20 protein-coding genes and 1 pseudogene are annotated in these 20,194 nt (G+C 71.4%); 10 read left to right on the forward strand and 11 right to left on the reverse strand.

The features are described from left to right. Positions 1 to 33: 33 nt before the first annotated feature. Positions 34 to 504, forward strand: a complete 471-nt coding sequence (locus AB0E91_RS22230) for a DUF5709 domain-containing protein (RefSeq protein ID WP_361784474.1) — start codon at positions 34 to 36, stop codon at positions 502 to 504. A 42-nt stretch (positions 505 to 546) separates the two neighbouring features. After that, on the forward strand, positions 547 to 810 hold the full coding sequence (locus AB0E91_RS22235) for a type B 50S ribosomal protein L31 (protein ID WP_361784477.1): 264 nt from the start codon (positions 547 to 549) through the stop codon (positions 808 to 810). A gap of 14 nt (positions 811 to 824) precedes the next feature. Here the strand turns inward: AB0E91_RS22235 and AB0E91_RS22240 are convergent, their stop codons facing one another. After that, a complete protein-coding gene (locus tag AB0E91_RS22240; RefSeq protein ID WP_361784480.1) occupies positions 825 to 1,619 on the reverse strand; it encodes a metal-dependent hydrolase in 795 nt (264 codons plus the stop codon). 145 nt (positions 1,620 to 1,764) lie between these two features. On the opposite strand from AB0E91_RS22240, the gene AB0E91_RS22245 reads away from it, so the two are divergent. Together AB0E91_RS22245 and AB0E91_RS22250 are read left to right on the forward strand one after the other, a co-directional pair. Beyond that, complete coding sequence (locus AB0E91_RS22245; RefSeq protein WP_361784483.1) at positions 1,765 to 4,278, forward strand: DUF3516 domain-containing protein; 2,514 nt, start codon at positions 1,765 to 1,767, stop codon at positions 4,276 to 4,278. Positions 4,279 to 4,297: 19 nt separating this feature from the next. Further along, positions 4,298 to 5,164, forward strand: a complete 867-nt coding sequence (locus AB0E91_RS22250) for an acyl-CoA thioesterase II (RefSeq protein ID WP_018546454.1) — start codon at positions 4,298 to 4,300, stop codon at positions 5,162 to 5,164. Here AB0E91_RS22250 and AB0E91_RS22255 read toward each other — a convergent pair. Both AB0E91_RS22255 and AB0E91_RS22260 read right to left on the reverse strand, forming a co-directional pair. Then, complete coding sequence (locus AB0E91_RS22255; protein WP_361784486.1) at positions 5,151 to 6,128, reverse strand: DUF6397 family protein; 978 nt, start codon at positions 6,126 to 6,128, stop codon at positions 5,151 to 5,153. The genes AB0E91_RS22250 and AB0E91_RS22255 overlap by 14 nt on opposite strands. A 125-nt stretch (positions 6,129 to 6,253) precedes the next feature. Then, positions 6,254 to 6,667: a roadblock/LC7 domain-containing protein gene (locus tag AB0E91_RS22260; protein WP_161182443.1), complete on the reverse strand. Its 414-nt coding sequence runs from the start codon at positions 6,665 to 6,667 to the stop codon at positions 6,254 to 6,256. Positions 6,668 to 6,759: 92 nt separating this feature from the next. On the opposite strand from AB0E91_RS22260, the pseudogene AB0E91_RS22265 reads away from it, so the two are divergent. Beyond that, a pseudogene (locus tag AB0E91_RS22265) lies at positions 6,760 to 7,188 on the forward strand (PPOX class F420-dependent oxidoreductase). A gap of 62 nt (positions 7,189 to 7,250) precedes the next feature. On the opposite strand, the gene AB0E91_RS22270 reads toward AB0E91_RS22265, so the two are convergent. The 5 genes from AB0E91_RS22270 to AB0E91_RS22290 form a co-directional block, all read right to left on the reverse strand. Beyond that, positions 7,251 to 7,853, reverse strand: coding sequence for an ATP/GTP-binding protein (locus AB0E91_RS22270; RefSeq protein WP_161182445.1), 603 nt, complete (start codon positions 7,851 to 7,853; stop codon positions 7,251 to 7,253). A 191-nt stretch (positions 7,854 to 8,044) separates the two neighbouring features. Then, complete coding sequence (locus tag AB0E91_RS22275; protein WP_161182446.1) at positions 8,045 to 8,458, reverse strand: DUF742 domain-containing protein; 414 nt, start codon at positions 8,456 to 8,458, stop codon at positions 8,045 to 8,047. A 19-nt stretch (positions 8,459 to 8,477) separates the two neighbouring features. Then, on the reverse strand, positions 8,478 to 8,915 hold the full coding sequence (locus AB0E91_RS22280) for a roadblock/LC7 domain-containing protein (RefSeq protein WP_361784490.1): 438 nt from the start codon (positions 8,913 to 8,915) through the stop codon (positions 8,478 to 8,480). Next, positions 8,912 to 11,431, reverse strand: coding sequence for a sensor histidine kinase (locus AB0E91_RS22285; protein WP_361784493.1), 2,520 nt, complete (start codon positions 11,429 to 11,431; stop codon positions 8,912 to 8,914). Before AB0E91_RS22285 ends, AB0E91_RS22280 begins: the two co-directional genes overlap by 4 nt. 49 nt (positions 11,432 to 11,480) lie before the next feature. Beyond that, positions 11,481 to 12,254, reverse strand: coding sequence for an MHYT domain-containing protein (locus tag AB0E91_RS22290; protein WP_361784496.1), 774 nt, complete (start codon positions 12,252 to 12,254; stop codon positions 11,481 to 11,483). Positions 12,255 to 12,428: 174 nt separating this feature from the next. Here AB0E91_RS22290 and AB0E91_RS22295 point away from each other — a divergent pair, with 174 nt between their 5' ends. Continuing rightward, positions 12,429 to 13,028 carry a class I SAM-dependent methyltransferase gene (locus AB0E91_RS22295; protein WP_361784499.1) on the forward strand — a complete coding sequence of 200 codons (600 nt, stop codon included), beginning with the start codon at positions 12,429 to 12,431 and terminating at the stop codon, positions 13,026 to 13,028. A 79-nt stretch (positions 13,029 to 13,107) separates the two neighbouring features. On the opposite strand, the gene AB0E91_RS22300 is transcribed toward AB0E91_RS22295, so the two are convergent. Further along, positions 13,108 to 14,013, reverse strand: a complete 906-nt coding sequence (locus AB0E91_RS22300; protein WP_361784620.1) for an oxygenase MpaB family protein — start codon at positions 14,011 to 14,013, stop codon at positions 13,108 to 13,110. Positions 14,014 to 14,110: 97 nt separating this feature from the next. Here AB0E91_RS22300 and AB0E91_RS22305 point away from each other — a divergent pair, with 97 nt between their 5' ends. Beyond that, entirely contained in the window at positions 14,111 to 14,410 is a 300-nt protein-coding gene (locus AB0E91_RS22305; protein WP_361784502.1) for a hypothetical protein, read from the forward strand. Between the two features lie 140 nt (positions 14,411 to 14,550). Next, on the forward strand, positions 14,551 to 15,402 hold the full coding sequence (locus tag AB0E91_RS22310) for a hypothetical protein (RefSeq protein WP_361784505.1): 852 nt from the start codon (positions 14,551 to 14,553) through the stop codon (positions 15,400 to 15,402). A gap of 136 nt (positions 15,403 to 15,538) precedes the next feature. Here the strand turns inward: AB0E91_RS22310 and AB0E91_RS22315 are convergent, their stop codons facing one another. Together AB0E91_RS22315 and xylA are read right to left on the reverse strand one after the other, a co-directional pair. Then, positions 15,539 to 15,721 (reverse strand): hypothetical protein, encoded by a 183-nt coding sequence (locus AB0E91_RS22315; protein ID WP_018546467.1) that lies wholly within the window; start codon positions 15,719 to 15,721, stop codon positions 15,539 to 15,541. A gap of 188 nt (positions 15,722 to 15,909) precedes the next feature. Next, complete coding sequence (gene xylA, locus AB0E91_RS22320) at positions 15,910 to 17,076, reverse strand: xylose isomerase (protein WP_361784507.1); 1,167 nt, start codon at positions 17,074 to 17,076, stop codon at positions 15,910 to 15,912. 208 nt (positions 17,077 to 17,284) lie between these two features. Between xylA and xylB the strand changes: the two genes are divergently transcribed. Continuing rightward, the gene (xylB, locus tag AB0E91_RS22325) at positions 17,285 to 18,730 is read left to right on the forward strand and encodes a xylulokinase (RefSeq protein WP_361784509.1); all 1,446 of its coding nucleotides are present in this window, start codon (positions 17,285 to 17,287) and stop codon (positions 18,728 to 18,730) included. Positions 18,731 to 18,851: 121 nt separating this feature from the next. Beyond that, on the forward strand, positions 18,852 to 20,060 hold the full coding sequence (locus AB0E91_RS22330) for an ROK family transcriptional regulator (RefSeq protein WP_361784512.1): 1,209 nt from the start codon (positions 18,852 to 18,854) through the stop codon (positions 20,058 to 20,060). The last annotated feature ends 134 nt before the right edge of the window (positions 20,061 to 20,194 follow it).

Here is a 20,194-nt window from a genome sequence, read left to right on the forward strand (position 1 = left end):
GCGCCCGGGCGCGCTCACGACCTGGAGGTTCCCGTGGACAGCGCCGACGGCTGGGGGGACGACGTCTACCAGCCCGATCCTTCCGACATCCCGGAGGACGCCGGGCCGCTCGACGCCGACGACACCCTGATCTCCGACGGCGTCGCCGATCCGCTCGACCGGGGCTGGTCCCCGCCGGAGCGCCCCTGGGCGGTGGAGCACGACGGGGTGACGGCGGCGGAGCGTCAGGCCGGGGAGACCCTGGACCAGCGGCTCGCCGAGGAACTGCCCGATTCCGCCGCGCCCGACGGCGACGGCCTCGGCGACTACGACGGCGGTGACGGCGAACTGCTGGACAACGAGGTCGGCCGCCTTCGCTCCGGGCGGCTGGTCGCGCCCGACGAAGGAGCGCACGAGGACGACGAGAGCGCGCTGGTGGCCACGGACGTCGGCATCGACGGTGCCGCCGCCAGCGCCGAGGAGGCGGCGATGCACATCGTCGACGAGGACTCCCTCCCCGGCTGATCCGCACGCCCCCTGCCTCACCGCCCCGCGCGAGGAGCCGCCATGCAGCAGGACAAGCACCCCGAGTACCGCCCCGTGGTCTTCCGCGACCGGGCCGCCGGGTACGCCTTCCTCACCCGGTCGACCGCGGTCAGTGAGCAGACCATCGAGTGGGACGACGGAGAGACCTACCCCGTGATCGACGTGGAGATCTCCTCGGAGAGCCACCCCTTCTACACGGGCAAGGCCCGCACCGTGGACACCGAGGGCCGCGTCGCCCGCTTCGAGCGCCGGTACGGCGGGGCGGACTCCGGCGAAGCGACCTGAGGGAAAGCCGCGCGTCAGATCACGTTGAGGGCCGCCGCGCAGCCGATGCCGCCGAGCACCATGAAGACGGGCATCAACACCTTGACCTCGACCCAGCTGCCGGCCCGGAACCGCATCGCCTTCGGCGGTCCCACGGGGTACCAGCGCTTGCGGCCGATCGGAATGGGCCACAGGACCGGGCAGCCGGAGACCGTCAGCGCGTCCCCGAGGCAGTGGACCAGCGCACCCAGCACGATCGGCAGGCCCAGCCACAGGTAGTCCTGGCCTGCCTGGTCGAACAGCCAGTGGGCGCCGCTTCCGTCCTTGTCCAGCATGCCCGCCAGAATCCAGGCGCTGGTCCCGGCGAGCAGCCAGACCAGGACATCGCTGCTGGAGCCACGGGCCGCCCGCCACAGCAGACCCTCGATGGCCAGCACCATGTGCGCGAAGAGGATCACCAGGACCCCCCAGCGACCGCAGGTGACCGCCACCGCCGAGCAGGCGGCTCCGATCAGGACCGCCCACAGCCAGGTGTGGGTGAGCGTGCGGTGACCGCCCGAGCGGCGCGGGTCGCCCGGCTTCCGGGTCGCCTTGTAGACGGCGTACGACAGCTTGTCGACGACTTCGCAGACCCTGCGCGACACCGGCCCGAACGACCGCGAGATGGTGGCCGCCTTGTGATCGAGGTCCGGGGCGAGCGCGGCACCCGCGCAGATCAAGGCGCCCACCAGCAGGACCGGCCAGGGCATCGGATGGCCGGCGGCCGCGGCGGCGGCCCCCACACCGAGCCAGGCAGCGGCTCCCGACAGTGAATGTGCTGGTCCCATCATGGCCGCTTTCCGCCCCATTCCTCGTGTACCACTGTGCAGTTGAGCCGGAGCGTTGACGCTCCGTCGGCGACACAGCGTAGCTGCCATGATCATGGGGGCAACAGCCGATTCCCCGGTTGGCGCCGAGGCCAGGCAAGATGGGGGCGTGACCCTCATCGATCAGCTGCCGCCGACCGCCGACCCCGACGCCCTGTACGAAGCCTTCGAGTCGTGGGCCGACGAGCGCGGTCTCACGCTCTATCCCCACCAGGAGGAGGCGCTGATCGAGGTGGTCTCCGGGGCGAACGTGATCGTCTCGACGCCCACCGGCTCGGGCAAGAGCATGATCGCCGCGGGCGCGCACTTCGCCGCGCTGGCCCGTGACGAGGTCACCTTCTACACCGCTCCGATCAAGGCCCTGGTCTCGGAGAAGTTCTTCGAGCTGTGCAAGCTCTTCGGCACCGAGAACGTCGGCATGCTCACCGGCGACGCCTCGGTGAACGCCGACGCGCCCGTGATCTGCTGCACCGCCGAGATCCTGGCGTCCATCGCCCTGCGCGACGGCAAGAACGCCGACGTCGGCCAGGTCGTGATGGACGAGTTCCACTACTACTCGGAGGGCGACCGCGGCTGGGCCTGGCAGATCCCGCTCCTCGAACTGCCCCAGGCGCAGTTCATCCTGATGTCGGCCACCCTCGGTGACGTCTCCTTCTTCGAGAAGGACCTCACCCGTCGCACCGGCCGCCCCACTTCGGTGGTCCGCTCGGCCACGCGGCCCGTGCCGCTCTCCTACGAGTACCGGCTCACCCCGCTCACCGAGACCCTCACCGACCTGCTGGAGACCAAGCAGGCCCCGGTGTACATCGTGCACTTCACCCAGGCGCAGGCCGTGGAGCGGGCGCAGGCGCTGATGAGCATCAACATGTGCACGCGCGAGGAGAAGGAGCGGATCGCCGAGCTGATCGGCAACTTCCGCTTCACCACCAAGTTCGGCCGCAACCTGTCCCGTTACGTACGGCACGGCATCGGCGTGCATCACGCCGGCATGCTGCCCAAGTACCGGCGCCTGGTGGAGAAGCTGGCCCAGGCCGGTCTGCTGAAGGTCATCTGCGGCACCGACACCCTCGGCGTGGGTGTCAACGTGCCCATCCGCACGGTGCTGTTCACGGCGCTGACCAAGTACGACGGCAACCGGGTGCGCACACTGCGGGCGCGGGAGTTCCACCAGATCGCGGGCCGGGCCGGGCGGGCGGGCTTCGACACCGCCGGTCTCGTCGTCGCGCAGGCTCCCGAGCACGTCATCGAGAACGAGAAGGCTCTCGCGAAGGCGGGCGACGACCCGAAGAAGCGCCGCAAGGTGGTGCGCAAGAAGGCTCCCGAGGGCTTCGTCGGCTGGACGGACAACACCTTCGAGAAGCTGATCGCCTCCGAACCCGAGCCGCTGATTTCGCGGTTCCGGGTGACGCACACGATGCTGCTCTCGGTGATCGCCCGGCCCGGCAACGCCTTCGAGGCGATGCGCCACCTCCTCGAGGACAACCACGAGCCGCGCAAGCAGCAACTCCGGCACATCCGCCGCGCGATCGCGATCTACCGCTCCCTGCTGGACGGCGGCATCGTCGAGAAGCTCGACAAGCCGGACGCCGAGGGCCGCATCGTGCGTCTCACGGTCGATCTCCAGCAGGACTTCGCGCTCAACCAGCCGCTGTCCACGTTCGCGCTCGCCGCGTTCGAGCTGCTCGACCCCGAGTCGCCGTCCTACGCCCTCGACATGCTGTCCGTGGTCGAGTCCACGCTGGACGATCCGCGGCAGATCCTGGTCGCCCAGCAGAACAAGGCGCGCGGTGAGGCCGTGGCCGCCATGAAGGCGGACGGCGTCGAGTACGAGGAGCGCATGGAGCGCCTCCAGGACGTCACGTACCCGAAGCCCATGGAAGAGCTGCTCTTCCACGCGTACAACACCTACCGCAAGAGCCACCCGTGGGTCGGCGACCACCCGCTGTCGCCGAAGTCGGTCGTGCGTGACATGTACGAACGGGCGATGTCCTTCACCGAGTTGGTGTCCTTCTACGAACTCGCCCGCACCGAGGGCATCGTGCTGCGCTACCTCGCCAGTGCCTACAAGACCCTCGACCACACCATCCCCGACGACCTGAAGTCCGAGGACCTCCAGGACCTCATCGAGTGGCTCGGCGAGATGGTCCGCCAGGTGGACTCCAGCCTGCTCGACGAGTGGGAGCAGCTGGCCAACCCGGCGGAGATGACCGCCGAGGAGGCCCAGGAGAAGGCCGACCAGGTGAAGCCGGTCACCGCCAACGCGCGGGCCTTCCGCGTGCTGGTCCGCAACGCCCTCTTCCGCCGTGTGGAGCTGGCCGCCCTGGACCAGGTCGAGGAGCTGGGCGAGATGGACGCCGACTCCGGCTGGGACGCCGAGGCGTGGGGCGAGGCCATGGACAAGTACTGGGACGAGTACGACGACCTCGGGACCGGACCCGACGCCCGCGGCCCCAAGCTGCTGGTGATCGAGGAGGAGCCGCAGAACAAGCTGTGGCGCGTCCGCCAGATCTTCGACGACCCGAATGATGACCACGACTGGGGCATCAGCGCGGAAGTCGACCTCGCCGCCTCCGACGCGGAGGGCCGTGCGGTCGTCCGTGTCACCGATGTCGGCCAGTTGTGAACAACAGGAGAACCCACCGATGACGAACCCGGCCGAGAGCCTGGTAGACCTGCTCGACCTGGAGCAGATCGAGGTCAACATCTTCCGTGGCCGAAGCCCGCAGGAATCCCTCCAGCGGGTCTTCGGCGGCCAGGTGGCCGGCCAGGCGCTGGTCGCCGCCGGACGCACCACCGACGGCGACCGTCCCGTACATTCGCTGCACGCGTACTTCCTGCGGCCGGGTCGCCCCGGCGTGCCGATCGTGTACCAGGTGGAGCGGGTCCGCGACGGACGCTCGTTCACCACCCGGCGCGTCACGGCCGTGCAGCAGGGCCGCACGATCTTCAATCTGACCGCCTCCTTTCACAAGCCCGAGGAAGGACCGTTCGAGCATCAGCTGCCGCCGGCCCGTGAGCTGCCGGACCCGGAATCCCTGCCGCCGGTCGCCGAGGAGATCCGCAAGCATCTCGGCGCACTGCCGGAGGCCCTGGAGCGGATGGCCCGCCGCCAGCCGTTCGACATCCGCTATGTCGACCGGCTGCGTTGGAACCCGGAGGAGATCGACGGCGCCGATCCCCGCAGCGCGGTGTGGATGCGCGCGGTCGGACCGCTCGGCGACGATCCGCTGGTGCACACCTGCGCGCTGACCTACGCGAGTGACATGACCCTCCTGGACGCGGTCCGTATCCCGGTCGAACCCCTGTGGGGGCAGCGGAACTTCGACATGGCCTCGCTGGACCACGCCATGTGGTTCCACCGGCCGTTCCGCGCCGACGAGTGGTTCCTGTACGACCAGGAGTCCCCGATCGCGATCGGCGGCCGGGGTCTGGCACGCGGCCGTATCTACGACCAGCAGGGGAATCTGCTGGTGTCGGTCGTCCAGGAAGGCCTGTTCAGGTCCCTCTGAGGCAGGTTCGGGACCCGTCGGAACGTCCGGCGCCGGTCGGCACCACGGTGTTCCGGGAGCGTCGGCCGCGCAGCCACGCCAGGAGCCTGCGGCGTTCGCGCGCGGCTTCCGGAGTCTGCGGACGGACCGGCGGGCCGGGCCGCCGTGGCATCGAGGCGGGGCTCGGTCGGCCCGAGCGGGCTCGCGCCTCCCCGGGGGAGGCCGCCCGGGCTTCCGCCAGTGCCTGCTCCAGGTCCGCGCGCAGCCACATGATCTCGTCCGGGTCCTGTGCCGTCATCAGTTCCTCGGCGATGTCCGCGGACGGTGTGCCCGGGGCGCCGTGGCGGGGTGGCACCGGGCGGAGCCGGTTCAGACGTGCCTGCTCGGCGGGACTCTCGGTGGCGGCTTCGACCTCGTCGGGCGGGAGCAGGGCCGCCAGCGCTCCGGCGCGCGCCCAGGGGTCGCCTTCCGCATCCCTCAGCAGGAATCCGAGATGGCGGCCGCGCCAGTTGCGGGCGCGCAGGTCCACGCCCGCCGCCACCTGGCTCCTCAGGGTCTCGGGTGTCCGGCCCTCCAGCAGATGGGCGTTCATGTCGCGTGCCGCGAACTCCTCCACTTCTTCGGCGAGATACTGCCAGACCACGACCCGGTAGCGGTTGAGATAGAAGCGCACCGGTACCAGCAGTCCCAGGCGGGCAAGCCGGGCGAAGCGGCCCGGAGAGATGTTCATGAGCGCTGCGGCCCCGGTCGTGGTCACGAGCCGTACGCGCGCCCGGAGAGTCTCCGGGAAGCCGTCGTCGGCACGGATGCGGTCGAGCTCCGCGCGTTCGACGCGGCGGCCGCTGCCGACCTCGTCACGTACGGTGCGGATGCGGCCGAGCTGCACGGCGAGTTCGAACTCGGCTCGGTTCAGCCCCAGTTCTCGTGCGGCACGGCTCGGTGTGCAGGTGGTGGGGCTCGGTGCGGTCAGGGTGGTTCCCGGCATGGTCGGACTCCCCCGTGGAGTGTGTGGCTCACGCCCTGTGCGTCAGCCGTGCACACACCGTAGCCGGTTCCGTGCGAAGCGTGGCAGCCCTGTGGATAACTCCAGCGGACGCGACAAACCCCAGGTCAGAGGTCTGCCACGGGAGTGTGCTCGGGTCGTCGGACGTCCACTTGGAGATGTTCGCCGACCCGGTTGACGAGCACCGTCATCTCGTAGGCGATCTGTCCGATGTCCGCCTCCGCCCCGCTGAGCACGCACAGGCAGCTGCCCGAGCCCGCGGCGGTGACGAACAGCACGGCGTCGTCGAATTCGATCATCGTCTGGCGGACCCGGCCGGCCCCGAAGTGCCGACCCGATCCCTTGGCAAGGCTGTGCAGACCGGAGGCAACGGCGGCGAGGTGCTCCGCATCCTCCCGCCGCAGTCCCGTACTGGCTCCGGTGACCAGTCCGTCGTTCGACAGGACCAGTGCATGGCGGACGTGGTCCACGCGCTCGGTCAGATCGTCAAGAAGCCAGCCAAGTCCTTGGTTATGCCCCATGTTCCGTCTCCCCGTGCGACCTCTCCCCCTGGCCGGAGGATCTATTGGCCAGCCTTCCCCACCTCCGGCGTCCGGGCAAGCAGGATGGGCGTATGGCACAGAAGATGACCGACGAGGAATGGCGGGCGTTCGTCTCGTACGGCACCCGAACCGGCAAGCTGGCGACGGTCAGGGCGGATGGGAGCCCTCATATCGCCCCGATCTGGTTCCTGCTCGACGGTGACGAGCTGGTTTTCAACACCGGCAAGGAGACGGTGAAGGGGCGAAATCTCGCCCGTGACAGCCGCGTCGCCCTGTGCGTGGACGACGACCGGCCGCCCTACTCCTTCGTGGTGCTCAACGGTGACGCGCGCCTGACGGAGGATCTGGACCAGGTCCGGCACTGGGCCACCCGGATCGCCGCACGGTAGATGGGCGAGGAGCGCGCCGAGGAGTTCGGCGCCCGCAACGGCGTTCCGGGCGAACTGCTGGTCCGGGTTCCCATCGGCCATGTGGTCGCGATGAAGGACATGACGGACTGAGAGGCCCTCGCCTCACGGGCGCCGCAACCCAGCATCTCGCGGCGCCTCAACCCACCGGCGTCTCAGCTCACCGAGTCCAGCAGCCGGGCGGTGTGCATCCGCCCGGCGTACTCGACGAGACGGATCAGGACCTCCTTGCCGGAGTCCCGGTCCCGCGCGTCGCACAGGACCACGGGCGTGCCCGAGTCCAGGTCGAGGGCGCGGGAGACGTCGTGGGCGCCGTAGGAACGGGCACCGGGGAAGCAGTTGACGGCGACCACGAACGGGATGCGCCGGTGCTCGAAGTAGTCGACCGCCGGGAAGCAGTCCTCGAGGCGGCGGGTGTCGGCGAGGACCACAGCGCCCAAGGCGCCCTGCGACAGTTCGTCCCACAGGAACCAGAACCGGTCCTGTCCGGGTGTTCCGAAGAGGTAGAGGGCGAGGCCGGAGCGGATGGTGATGCGGCCGAAGTCCATGGCCACGGTCGTGGTGACCTTCTGGTCCACGCCGCCGGTGTCGTCCACCAGCCGCCCCGCCTCACTGAGCATCTCCTCGGTTCGCAGCGGCCGGATCTCGCTGACGGAGCCGACCAGGGTGGTCTTGCCGACGCCGAATCCGCCCGCGACAAGTATCTTCAGCGCCAGGGCGGAGCTGTCGTCGGCGGCGTCGGAGTGCTCAGAGGCCATGATCACTTCTCTCGGGAGGGCCGGCTGCGGTCGACGTGCTCGGAGCGTGGGGTCAGCATCATGACAACTCCGGTACCACTGCGGGCGTTCGGACTGAAAAGCACTCGAAGTGACTGATTCCCTGCCGAATGCTTGCCGAATGAGTACGGAACGGCGTAGGGACGAGGCTCAGGCTGGTCGTGAACGTTCATCTACAGCGCCCGCAACCCCTCGATGACCTCGCGCAGAATCCGTTCGTCCGGCAGATGGGCCGGGGGAACCGGGCGGCTGACGGTGACGCAGCCCAGCTCCAGGAGGTCGCCGAGGAGCACCCGGACCACGCCGACCGGGAGATCCGCGTCCGCCGCGAGTTCGGCGACCGACTGCGTCTCGGTACGGCACAGCTCGATCAGGGTCCGGTGCTCGGGGCCGAGCGCGGTCCCGTCGTCCATGCCGGGTGCGGCGGGGTCGAGCGTGACGAGCGCGATCAGGTCGAAGGCCACCCCCGTCGGGCCGGGTTGGGTGCGCCCGCCGGTCATGGCGTAGGGGCGCACCAGGGGCCCGGCCTCGCCGTCGTACCACTGGCTGCCCTGCTCCCCCAGGGCGCCTGGCGGGTTCTCGGTCATCCGTGCCGACCCTTCCGGTTCATCCTGCGGCGGGCGGCCGCGCCACGATGCGCGGAGCCGAGGAGAGGTGTTCGCCCACTCGCTTGACCAGGCGCGCCATCTCGTAGGCGACCAGGCCGATGTCGGCGGTGACGGCCGTGAGGACCGCCAGGCAGGAGCCGTCGCCGGCGGCCGCCACGAAGAGGAACGCGTCGTCCATCTCCACCATGGTCTGGCGCACGCCGCCCGCGCCGAAGTGCCGTCCCGCGCCCTTGGCGAGGCTGTTGAAGCCGGAGGCCACGGCCGCCAGATGTTCCGCGTCGTCCCGGCCGAGGCCGCTGGAGGCACCGACGGCCAGGCCGTCGTTGGAGAGGACGACCGCGTGGCGCACCTCGTGCACCCGCGTCACCAGGTCGTCCAGCAGCCAGTCGAGTTCGCCGGACCGCTGCGTGCCCGTTCTGTTGGAGTTCTGGATCATGCCGGGTCTCCTTCGGTGCTGTCGCTGCCCGTTCGGGCCTCGTGAACGGCGGCGCGGCCGGGCCGCCTGCCGCCGCCGCGCGCCCAACCGTCGCGGTAGGCCGCCATGCGCTGCCGTACGAGTTCGGGGGTGCGCGCGTCGTCCGCGTCGGGTTCGGGTTCCGGCGCCGCCTCCTCGGGGCGCTGGTGCCTGAGCTGGGGGACGAGGTTCGCCTGGCGCACGCGGCGCGGGAGGTCGTCCGTGGGCTCGGAGTCGTTCGGTGGGTGGTGCGGCCTCAAGGTGCTGACTCCGGAAAGCGGTGGTTCGGGCGCCGGAGTGGGCGCCGGTGGGGCGGTGACGGCCAGCACGGGGCGGTCGGCCGGGGCGGTGACCGCCTGCGGGTGGGACGGTGCCTCGGGCACGCGCGCGTACTCGGGGCGCGGCTCCTGGAGCGCCGGGGGCCCCTCGGTTTCCGGTTCCTCGGGGCCGTTGTGCACGAGGGCGGTGGGCAGCAGGACGACGGCGGTGGTACCGCCGTACGGCGAGGTGCGCAGATGCACCTTGATCCCGTGCCGGGAGGCGAGTCTGCTGACCACGAAGAGTCCGAGGCGGTCGGTGTCGAAGAGGTCGAGGGCCTCGGACTGCTCGATGCGCCGGTTGGCGTCGGCGAGGACGTCGGGGCCCATGCCGAGCCCCCGGTCCTCGACCTCGAGGACGTAGCCGTTGCCGACGGGTTCGCCGGAGACGCGCACGCGGGTGTGGGGCGGCGAGAACTGGGCGGCGTTCTCCACCAGTTCGGCGAGCAGATGGGTGAGGTCGGCGACGGCCGCGCCGACGACGGAGGCGGCCGGGAGCTGGCGGACCTCCACGCGCGCGTAGTCCTCGACCTCGGACACGGCGGCGCGGACCACATTGGTGAGGGAGACCGGCATGCGCCAGGCCCGGCCGGGTGCCGCTCCGGAGAGGATGATCAGGCTCTCGGCGTGGCGCCGCATCCGTGTGGTGAGGTGGTCCAGACGGAAGAGGTCGCTCAGCTCGTCCGGGTCGTCGGAGCGCCGCTCCATGCTGTCGAGCAGGCTGAGCTGGCGGTGCACCAGAACCTGGCTGCGCCGGGCGAGGTTGACGAAGACGCCCGAGATGCCGCTGGCCAGTTCGGCGCGCTCCATGGCGGCGCGGAGGGCAGCACGGTGCACGGTCGTCAGGGCCTCGGCGACCTGGCCGGTCTCGTCCTCGGCCGGGGGTCCGGCGGGGGCCTCCGCCCGGATGTCGATCTCCTCACCGGCGCGCAGTTTCCGCATCGCCGCGGGGAGTTTGCGCCGGGCGATCTCCAGAGCGTCGTTGCGCAGACTCACCAGCTCGACCACCAGGCCGCGTCCGATGCGGACGGAGATCACCAGTGAGGCGACGACCGCGGCGAGTCCGAAGAGCACGGCGGCGCCCGCGGGGCTGAGCAGTCCCCCGGTGAACGGGTCGGTGCGGCCCGCGACCTCCCGGCTCGTGTCCGCCGCCACGGCGGACATGCCGTCCTGCACGCGCGTGTACGCGACGGTCCAGGCCGACCCGGACGACGAGTCGACCGTCCTCGCGTCGCCGCCCGCGGCGAGAACGTCGTTCTCGCTCGCCGTGAGCGACATGTAGGCGCTGTCGCTCGCGACACCGTTCCAGGCCGCGCGCTGGGCGCCGGGCAGGTCCGCGACGGCCGTGTCGGTCAGGGCACGGCGGGTGGTGACCGCGGCTTCGAACAGCCGCAGCCGTTCGCCGCTCAGCGCCGTGGCCGGCCGGGTACCGGCGACGACGGCGTTCTCCTGAGCCAGTGCCTCGGCGGCGCGGGAGAACTCCAGGAGTACGCGCGCGTCGGAGCCGGTGTCGGACCGCTGGATTCCGGTGAGGGCACCGTCCACGGCGAAGGCGCTGCCGATGGTCTTCGTGTACTGGGCGTACGCCCGGTCCCAGCCGGTCGTGCGGTCGAGTACGGCCGTCCGCAGGGTGCGCAGTTGTTCCGCGCCCGTCACGAAGGCCGTCAGGCGGCTGCCCACCACGGCGGGCAGTTCCTGGCCGGAGGCGACGGTGCTGTCGTCGCCGAGGCGCAGCGCGGCCACCGCCCGGTCGGTGCGGGACACGAGCTTCCGGAGGTCGTCGGCGTGGGCCTTGCCCGGGTCGTTCGCGTACCGGACGGCGGCGGTCCGTTCGTTCTGGAGGGCGGCGACGGCCGTTGCCACGGGGCTGCGCAGTTCGTCGTCCACGCGCTGGGACTGGCGCAGCCGTGTGACGTCCTGGGCGGTGGTGACGGTGGCGTACGCCCACAGGGCGAGGAGGGAGACCACGGGCACCATCAGCAGGCAGACCACCTTGGCGCGCACGGTGCGCGGGCGCATGTGCCAGCGGCCCGCACGCGGGGGCGCGTAGTCCGGCGGGAGGTCGAGGAGCGCGTCCAGGGGCTCGTCGGCCGGCGGTCCGGCGTGCGCGCGGCGGCCGCGTCGCGGGGTCGGCGCCTGCGTCGACTCAGCGGCCTGTGGGGTGCTTCGGGGTGGGCGCATGGCCTCCTCGCTCGGTACGTGGTTCGGTACTGCCGGGTCCTGGTTCCCGCTAGCGGGCGGCCCTCTCGACGGGCCGTTGGGCGGTGGCGGACGCCGCGCGCTCGTCGGCCGTGGGTGAGAGGGCCACGAAGGCCGAGGTGATGAACAGGTAGGAGCCGAGGCCGACGGCGAGCGGGAAGATGAACTGCATCGCCGTGGCTCCGGGCAGTGGCGTGCCCGAGGGGTCGACCCGCACGCTCACGGCGAACATCCCGCTGTAGTGCATGCTGCTGACGGCCGCGCCCATGACCAGGGAGGCGAGGGTCACCGCGAGGGGCGACCTGATGTTGAGGCCGGCCCACAGCGCCGCCGTCGCGGCCACGACGGCGATCACCACCGAGAGGCCGACCAGGGCGGGGTCGTAGCTCACGTGCCCGTGCAGCCTCACCGCGGCCATGCCGAGGTAGTGCATGGCGGCGACGCCGAGACCGGTGGTGAGGCCGCCGATCAGGAGGGCCCGGTTGCGGTCCTTGCCGTAGCCGACGGCGAAGACACCGGCGCAGACGACGACCATGGCGACGACGAGGCTGAGAATGGTCAGGGGCACGTCGTAACGGATGTCGGTGCCGCTCACCCGGAAGCCGAGCATGGCCACGAAGTGCATGGTCCAGATGCCGGTGCCGATCGCGGAGGCGGCCGTGACGAGCCAGTTGCGGCGCGCGCGTCCGGTGGTGGTGAGCGCGCGCACGGTGCAGCGCAGGCCGAGCGCGGCACCTGTGCAGGCCATCGCGTACGACAGTGCGGGGGTCAGCCAGCCGAAGGCGGCGTGGTCCATGTGTCCCATGGCTCACGGACGCTAGCCGGGGCAGGGGCGTACGCAGGGGGCGCGTTTCGAAAGGTGTCACAACATGACACAAACGCTGTCACAGCATGACGCAGAGTTGCGACGAACGAGTCGTATCGTGCTCGATCATGCGCGCGGCGGCGTCATCGGGTCCGGTGAGAGATCATGCGGAACATGAGTGACGACCACACACACGTCCAGGAGTTCTTCGGCGCCCGGGCGGCCGGCTGGGACAGCAAGTTCCCCGACGACGGCCCGGCCTACCAGGCCGGCGTCGCCGATCTCGGGCTGAACGAGGGCGACCGCGTGCTGGACGCCGGCTGCGGCACGGGACGCGCGCTGCCGTTCCTCCGGTCCGCCGTCGGGCCCGGGGGGACGGTGATCGGGGCCGACCTGACCCCGGCGATGCTCCAGGCCGCGGTGGACGCGGGCCGGGACCGCGACGCGGCACTGCTGCTCGCCGACGTCGTCGCGCTGCCGCTGCGCGCGGAGTCCCTGGACGCCGTCTTCGCGGCGGGGCTGATCGCACACTTGCCGGACCCCGCCGAGAACCTGCGTGAGCTGGCCCGTGTGGTGCGGCCCGGCGGGGTGCTCGCGCTGTTCCATCCCATCGGCCGGGCGACGCTGGCGGCACGCCAGGGACGGGAGCTCACCCCGGCCGACCTGCGCGCCGAGGCCAATCTGACGCCGCTCCTCGCGGGTTCGGGCTGGCGCATGACGTCGTACGTCGACCAGGACGACCACTTCATGGCCCTGGCGGTGCGCGAGCCCTGAGACGGGCTGCGGGCGCGCGCGTGGACACCGGCGCGTGTCCGGCCGTGCCCGCCTCAACCGGCCGCTTCCCGGCTTCCGTTCACTCCTGTGTGTCGGCCGCCGGGGTGTGCGTGTGCCGAACCGGGCAGCCGCCCAGTCCGGGCACGGGCCGTGTGCCCAGGTCGGCGGTCCGGTAGCCGTCCGGGTAGCTTCTGACCTCCCAGTTCTGACGGGCGAAGTGCGGGGCGCGGCGCGGTGGCAGCAGCCGGACCAGACGGCCACGCGTCCGCACGACGCGGCGTACGAGTGCGGTTGCCGCCGCGCCGGGCGGCTCGTACCGGAAGGCGCGCAGCAGGGGCTCGTCGATCAGCGCGAGCGTGGTCGTGCGCAGCAAGGGCGCGAGGGGGCGCGGGTACCAGGACGCCATCAGGTCGAGGGTGGCGTCGGAGACCTGCCGGGAACGCTCGTCCCAGGCGAAGTGGGTCTCTTCGTAGGCGTCGAGCAGGGCCTCGAACTCCTCGTAGGTCTCCGGAATGCCGGGGATGCCCAGGTGGCGGCCGAAGGCGCGGTAGTACTCGGTGGTGGCGACGACCTCGTGCCGGGACAGGCGCCGCCAGCCGTAGGCGTCGATCCAGCGTCGGGGCATCACGACGAAGGTGGAGAGCACGTAGCGCATGTCCTCGTCGCTGATGTCGTAGGCGCGGTGCATCTGGTTGACACGGCGGATCGCGGTGCGGGCCTGCTCGGCGGCGAAGCCGTGCTCCATGACGGCGTCGAGGAGCAGTGAGGTGTCGTCGTACCGCTTCTGCGTGCGTTCGGTCAGCTCCGCCGTCTCCGCCAGCAGACGTCCGATGCTCGGGACGGCGTAGGTGCGGAACAGAGCCAGTTCCAGCGCCCTCGTGTAGTCCCACGGGAATTCGAACGCCGCACTGAGCCGATAGATCTCGTGGGCGTCGGCCACCGGGTCCAGCCGCCGGATCTCCCGCAGCCGCGCGAACCGCTTCACTGACATGTCCCCTTCTGCCGTTGAATTTCCAACTCTACGGTGAACAACGGCAGATGCTCGATCGGCGACTACCCCGGTCAGGGGAAAGGCGGTCCGCATGTTCGACGCGATTCGCAGGTACGCGACCAGGTTTCACAGCACCTCCTCACAGGTGAAGCCCGTGGGGAGCCCGGCACGGCGTACCCCCAACTTGTTCGAAGCGGCGGCCGCCTATGTGACGGCGCGCGCCGAGGACGATCAGGACGGGATCGACGAGGCGTCCGCGTGGGTGTCGCCGGAGGCGCTGTCCTTCGGGGTCAGCGAGTTGGCGTGCCGTGCGGTCGTCACCCTCGCCCGGGAACGGTCCATGTCTCCTCGTGCGGTTGCCCATGATCTCCTCGGCCTGCCGGCGGTGTGAAAGAGGGCGCTGAGAACAGGGGGGCGATTCGCCCCCGTACAGGCGGAAGGCCCCAGCTCCGCGTGGTGCGCGGAGTCGTGACAAGCCTCTCCCCCGCCCACTAGGGTGCGCGCCACGGACGAACCACTGGGGAGGCTGAGATGGCCGGGACGGACGAGGAGGCCGTCGCCTCCAGCGACGCGTTGTTCGTACTCACGGCGGTGCTGCTGACACCGGCGCAGTTCCCCAGCGTGCTGGGTGACGACTACCCGGAGGCGTGTGCGGCGCTGGGACTGGCGCCCCGCGCCGACGGGTACGGACTGGTCCTCGGCCAGGACGGCGAGGGAGCCCGCTGGACGGCCGTGATCGACGACGTGTCGCTGGTCGCCGTGGCCATCGCGTCCTGGGACTGCGGTATGGAGTACGACCTGTCGCCGGACGAGCGGACGATCGTGGCGGCGCTGCCCGGCTGGCCTCTCGCCGTCGCCGTCGCGGCACCCGATGTGCCCGCACCACACGACCCGTCGCCGGAGGACGGGGGCATGGAATCGCTCGTCCCGCCCGACGCGACGGTCTGGGGACCGGCGCAGCGGCGGCTCGGAGCCGACGAGATCGCACTCCAGTGGGCGACATGGCGGAACCAGCTGCGCGGCAGCGCCTTCGCCACGCCGGACGACCCGGAGGACGGGAAGGAAGCGGCGGAGGACGCCGCGCCCCCTGCCGAGGAGCGCAAGCCGAAGGACGGGCATCCCGGAATCCGGCGGGTGCTGGCGGAGGCTCGCGCGTATCTCGACTCGCCGCCGCCGCTCGGCCGGGTCCGCTCGACGTTCGCCTCCGGAGACGCCCGGACCCTGCGCGCCGATGGACCCGGCTGGTCGATCGTGGCCCGCACCGACGACGTCGCCTTCGTCCTCCTCGACGAGAATCCCGGTGAGGTGCTGCCGGTGGGCCGTGGCCCGGAGCTTCCCGGCCTGCTGGAGGCGCTGGACAAGATGGCCGTACGACCCAACTGATCCGACGTACGGCCGACCTGGTCCGACGGCGGGCGCTCCCGACGGCACCGGAGGAACCGCGCCACCCGAGCGAGCGCGACCTCCGGCGCGCGGTCTGCCCACGGCCGGCTCGGCGGGAGGACCGGCCCGGCTCGCGTCAGCGGCCCAGCTCCTTCCGCGTGACCCGGCGCAGCCTGCGCCGCTGCGAGGGATCCAGCGCCAGATAGGCGGCGGTCGGGACTCCCACGATGACCAGAAGCGCCACCCACCAGGGCAGCCATATCAGCAAGATCAGCCCGACGGCCAGACCACCCACCGCGATCTTCGCGTTCCTGGACATGAGCGTCGCCTCCTTCATCGCAGCCACTGCCGCTCTCTGCAATGGAAACGGCCTCGCGCGCCCCGCGGTTCCGGCCTCCACCCCTGAGACGCCCCTGAGGAACCCCTGAGACGCATCTCGGGGGCTCCTCAGGGACTACGAAGACGGGAGACCGGGTACACCCCGCACTTCAACCCAGCGGATGCGCTTCAGCCCCGCGCACCGAGCAGGTGGTCCATCGCCAGCTGGTCCAGCCGCTCGAAGGCCATGCCCCGCGCACCGGCGGACTCGACGTCGAAGTCCTCGAACGCGGTGCGGTCGGCGAGCAGCGCGTCCAGGCCGTCCGCCGCCGTCGGCTGGGCGAGCTGGTCGAGGCGCGAGGCACGCAGGGCCTCCTGGACCTCCGGGTCGGCCCGGAAGGCGGCGGCGCGGTCCTTCAGGATGAGGTAGTTGCGCATGCAGCCGGCCGCCGACGCCCACACCCCGTCGAGGTCCTCGGTCCGCGGCGGCTTGAAGTCGAAGTGCCGGGGCCCGTCGTAACCGGCGCTCTCCAGCAGATCGACGAGCCAGAAGGCGGACCGGAGGTCCCCCGCGCCGAAGCGCAGGTCCTGGTCGTACTTGATGCCCGACTGGCCGTTGAGGTCGATGTGGAAGAGCTTGCCCGCCCACAGGGCCTGGGCGATGCCGTGCGGGAAATTGAGACCCGCCATCTGCTCGTGCCCGACCTCGGGGTTGACGCCGTACAGCTCGGGCCGCTCCAGGCGCTCGATGAACGCGAGGGCGTGGCCGACGGTCGGGAGCAGGATGTCCCCGCGCGGCTCGTTCGGCTTGGGCTCGATGGCGAAGCGGATGTCGTACCCCTGCGCGGTGACGTACTCACCGAGGAGGTCGAACGCCTCCTTCATCCGGTCCAGCGCGTCGCGCACGTCCTTGGCCCCGCCGGACTCGGCGCCCTCGCGGCCGCCCCAGGCGACGTAGGTCCGGGCGCCGAGTTCCACGGCGAGGTCGATGTTGCGGATGGTCTTGCGCAGGGCGTAGCGACGCACGTCGCGGTCGTTGGCGGTGAACCCGCCGTCCTTGAAGACCGGGTGCGTGAAGAGGTTGGTGGTGGCCATCGGCACGGTCATGCCGGTGGCGTCCAGGGCCTGCCGGAAGCGCTTGACGTGCGACTCGCGCTCGGTCTCCGAGGCGCCGAACGGAATGAGGTCGTCGTCGTGGAAGGTGACCCCGTAGGCGCCCAGTTCGGCCAGGCGCTGGACCGTCTCGACCGGGTCGAGGGCACGGCGGGTGGCGTCGCCGAAGGGGTCCTTGCCCTGCCAGCCGACGGTCCACAGACCGAAGGTGAACCTGTCCTCGGGGGTGGGCTGGTAACTCATGTCGCGGCTCCTTCGCTGCGCACGGCTATTTCGTCATGGCCGTTTACAAATTAGTATGCGAACACATCTCTGGGAAGAGACAAGGTGTCTTGGACAGTGAGGCGGGCCTTCGACAGGTGCCGTGCGGGGTTCGACGGACTACGCGAACCATGCCGGTGCCGGGGCCGCTCACCGTCCGCCCCGCAGAGCCGCGGAAGAGGAGAGCCCGATGTCAGCAGCCGAGGGTCCGCTCGTCGTCGGCGTGGACACGTCCACGCAGTCCACGAAGGCGCTGGTCGTCGACGTGGCCACCGGGGAGGTCGTGGCGAGTGGTCAGGCGCCCCATACGGTGTCCTCCGGCGAGGGCCGGGAGAGCGATCCCCGCCAGTGGTGGGAGGCCCTGTGCGAGGCGCTGCACCAGTGCGGCGACGCGGCGCGCGAGGCGGCGGCCGTGTCGATCGGCGGCCAGCAGCACGGCCTGGTCACGCTGGACGGACAGGGTGAGCCGGTACGCCCCGCGCTGCTGTGGAACGACGTCCGCTCGGCACCGCAGGCGCGCCGTCTCGTGGACGAACTGAGCGGCCCGAAGGCCTGGGCGGAGCGCACGGGAAGCGTGCCGGGCCCGTCGTTCACGGTGACGAAGTGGGCGTGGCTGGCCGAGCACGAGCCCGAGTCGGTCCGCGCCACCAGGGCAGTGCGGCTCCCCCACGACTACCTCACCGAACGCCTCACCGGTCAGGGCACCACCGACCGGGGCGATGCCTCCGGCACCGGCTGGTGGGCGTCCGGGACGGAGACGTACGACGAGGAGACCCTGGCTCACGTGGGTCTCGACCCGGCGCTGCTGCCGCGCGTGGTGCGTCCCGGCGAGGTGGCCGGAACCGTTCGTGACAGCCATGATCTGCCGTTCTCCAGGGGAACGCTGGTCGCGCCGGGCACGGGCGACAACGCCGCCGCCGCACTCGGTCTGGGACTGCGTCCGGGCACCCCCGTGCTCAGCCTCGGCACCTCGGGCACCGTGTACGCCGTCTCCCGGCACCGGCCCGCCGATCCGACCGGTACGGTCGCCGGTTTCGCCGACGCCCATGGGGACTGGCTGCCGCTGGCCTGCACCCTCAACTGCACGCTCGCGGTGGACCGGATCGCCGCCCTGCTGGGCCTGGACCGCGAGGCTGTCGAGCCCGACACGTCGGTCACCCTGCTCCCGTACCTGGACGGTGAGCGCACGCCGAACCTGCCGCACGCCTCCGGCCTGCTGCACGGACTGCGCCACGACACGACCGCCGGTCAACTTCTCCAGGCCGCCTACGACGGCGCGGTCCACTCCCTGCTCGGCGCCCTCGACCTGGTGCTCGACCAGGACGCCGACCGCACCACTCCCCTGCTGCTGATCGGCGGCGGCGCGCGCGGCACGGCCTGGCGGCAGACGGTACGCAGGCTGTCGGGCCGCCCGGTCCAGATCCCCGAGGCCAGGGAGCTGGTCGCGCTCGGCGCCGCCGCCCAGGCGGCGGGCCTGCTGACCGGCGAGGACCCGGCGGCGGTGGCCCGCCGCTGGAACACGGCGGCGGGGCCGGTACTGGACCCCATGGAGCGGGACGAGGCCGCCCTCGCCCGGATCTCCGGGGTACTCTCCGACGCGGCCCCGCTGCTGGAACGGGGTACGGAAGGCGGCTGAGCAAAGCGGCTCGGCCACGAACTCACGTACCGGCGGCACATCATGGACGCCGTCGATGCCGCGAAATCGGCGGCCGCCATGTACCGGCCGTACGAAGGAACACCGAGGAAGCGACGGAGGCATGACCGCACCGCTGCCCGACGCGCGCCCACCGAGGAAAGGGCGCGCGCTGCCGGACACCCAGCACGGCATACGCCGGCGCAACCTGGGGCGCGTCATGCACGCCGTCAGTGCTGAGGGCCCGCTGTCGCGAGCCGCGGTCGCCTCGCACATCGGTCTGACCCGGGCGGCCGTCTCGACCATGGTCGACGACTTGATCCGCTGGGAACTCCTGGAGGAACTGGGCCCTGAACGGCCCGGCCGGGTGGGCCGTCCGGGATCCGCGCTCGCGGTGAGCGGACGCGGTCCAGCGGGCATCGGTGCCGAGGTCGGCGTGGACCACCTCGCCGTGTGCGCCGTCGATCTCCGGGGCAGGGTGCGAGCCCGAGCGGTGCGCCATGGATCGAACCGGGGGCGGGCTCCCGAACCAGTGACGGAAGAACTCACGGAGCTGATCCGCCGGGTCGTGACCGAGGCGGAACGGGACGGTCTGTGGGCCGCGGGGCTCGCGGTGGCCGTGCCCGGGCTGATCGCCCGCGACGGTCGTACGGTCGTCCGCGCGCCGAACCTCGGCTGGCGGGACACCGATCTCGGTGCTCTGCTGCCCGCCGACCTGGCCCCGACCGTGGACAACGAGGCCAATTTCGGTGCTCTGGCGGAGCTGTGGCTCGGCGCGGGTACACCTCCCGACTTCCTGCATGTGTCGGCGGAGATCGGCATCGGCGCGGCGGTCGTCGTGGACGGAGATCTGCTGCGCGGCACGCGGGGATTCGCGGGCGAGCTGGGGCATGTGCCGGTCCGGCCCGACGGGCCCGAATGCCCCTGCGGCGGCCGGGGCTGCCTGGAGCAGTACGCGGGCGAGGAGGCCGTCCGGCGCGCGGCCGGCATCGAGCCGCACGAGGAACTGCTCGGACTGCTCGCGAAACGCGCCGAGTCGGGCGACCGAGCCGTACGCACCGCCCTGAGCGACGCCGGTACGGCGCTGGGCATCGCCCTGACCGGAGCGGTCAACCTCCTCGACCCCGAGACGGTCGTCCTCGGCGGGGCCCTGGCCGGTCTGTCCCCCTGGCTGCTTCCTTCGCTGGAGGCGGAGTTGCGCGGTCGCACGGCCGGTCCTGCCTGCCCGGTGACGGTGTCCACGCTCGGTCCGGAAGGGCCGCTGCTCGGCGCTGCGCATGCCGTGGTGCGTGCGGTGCTGGACGATCCGGCGGTCGTGGCGGAACGGGCCTGACGGCGGGTTCCCCGCGGCGCTGAGACGCGGTGGCCGGTGCCGCTTGGTCCTGGTGCGACCAGATCCGTGCCCTGGCACCCCGTGCGGGTCTGCCGAAACTCACTCGTTCAGACGACCGAGTTGTCCACAGCCCC

This window comes from Streptomyces sp. NPDC026659 (genome assembly GCF_040638245.1).
In the GTDB taxonomy this organism is placed as follows: domain Bacteria; phylum Actinomycetota; class Actinomycetes; order Streptomycetales; family Streptomycetaceae; genus Streptomyces.

Coding starts and splice junctions, on each gene's coding strand:
- xylB (WP_361784509.1), top strand. CDS start 17,285: ATGTCAGCAGCCGAGGGTCCGCTCGTCGTCGGCGTGGACACGTCCACG.
- AB0E91_RS22250 (WP_018546454.1), top strand. CDS start 4,298: ATGACGAACCCGGCCGAGAGCCTGGTAGACCTGCTCGACCTGGAGCAG.
- AB0E91_RS22275 (WP_161182446.1), bottom strand. CDS start 8,458: ATGACCGAGAACCCGCCAGGCGCCCTGGGGGAGCAGGGCAGCCAGTGG.
- AB0E91_RS22310 (WP_361784505.1), top strand. CDS start 14,551: ATGGCCGGGACGGACGAGGAGGCCGTCGCCTCCAGCGACGCGTTGTTC.
- AB0E91_RS22235 (WP_361784477.1), top strand. CDS start 547: ATGCAGCAGGACAAGCACCCCGAGTACCGCCCCGTGGTCTTCCGCGAC.
- AB0E91_RS22290 (WP_361784496.1), bottom strand. CDS start 12,254: ATGGGACACATGGACCACGCCGCCTTCGGCTGGCTGACCCCCGCACTG.
- AB0E91_RS22295 (WP_361784499.1), top strand. CDS start 12,429: ATGAGTGACGACCACACACACGTCCAGGAGTTCTTCGGCGCCCGGGCG.
- AB0E91_RS22330 (WP_361784512.1), top strand. CDS start 18,852: ATGACCGCACCGCTGCCCGACGCGCGCCCACCGAGGAAAGGGCGCGCG.
- AB0E91_RS22305 (WP_361784502.1), top strand. CDS start 14,111: ATGTTCGACGCGATTCGCAGGTACGCGACCAGGTTTCACAGCACCTCC.
- AB0E91_RS22270 (WP_161182445.1), bottom strand. CDS start 7,853: ATGGCCTCTGAGCACTCCGACGCCGCCGACGACAGCTCCGCCCTGGCG.
- AB0E91_RS22285 (WP_361784493.1), bottom strand. CDS start 11,431: ATGCGCCCACCCCGAAGCACCCCACAGGCCGCTGAGTCGACGCAGGCG.
- AB0E91_RS22280 (WP_361784490.1), bottom strand. CDS start 8,915: ATGATCCAGAACTCCAACAGAACGGGCACGCAGCGGTCCGGCGAACTC.
- xylA (WP_361784507.1), bottom strand. CDS start 17,076: ATGAGTTACCAGCCCACCCCCGAGGACAGGTTCACCTTCGGTCTGTGG.
- AB0E91_RS22240 (WP_361784480.1), bottom strand. CDS start 1,619: ATGATGGGACCAGCACATTCACTGTCGGGAGCCGCTGCCTGGCTCGGT.
- AB0E91_RS22255 (WP_361784486.1), bottom strand. CDS start 6,128: ATGCCGGGAACCACCCTGACCGCACCGAGCCCCACCACCTGCACACCG.
- AB0E91_RS22315 (WP_018546467.1), bottom strand. CDS start 15,721: ATGTCCAGGAACGCGAAGATCGCGGTGGGTGGTCTGGCCGTCGGGCTG.
- AB0E91_RS22260 (WP_161182443.1), bottom strand. CDS start 6,667: ATGGGGCATAACCAAGGACTTGGCTGGCTTCTTGACGATCTGACCGAG.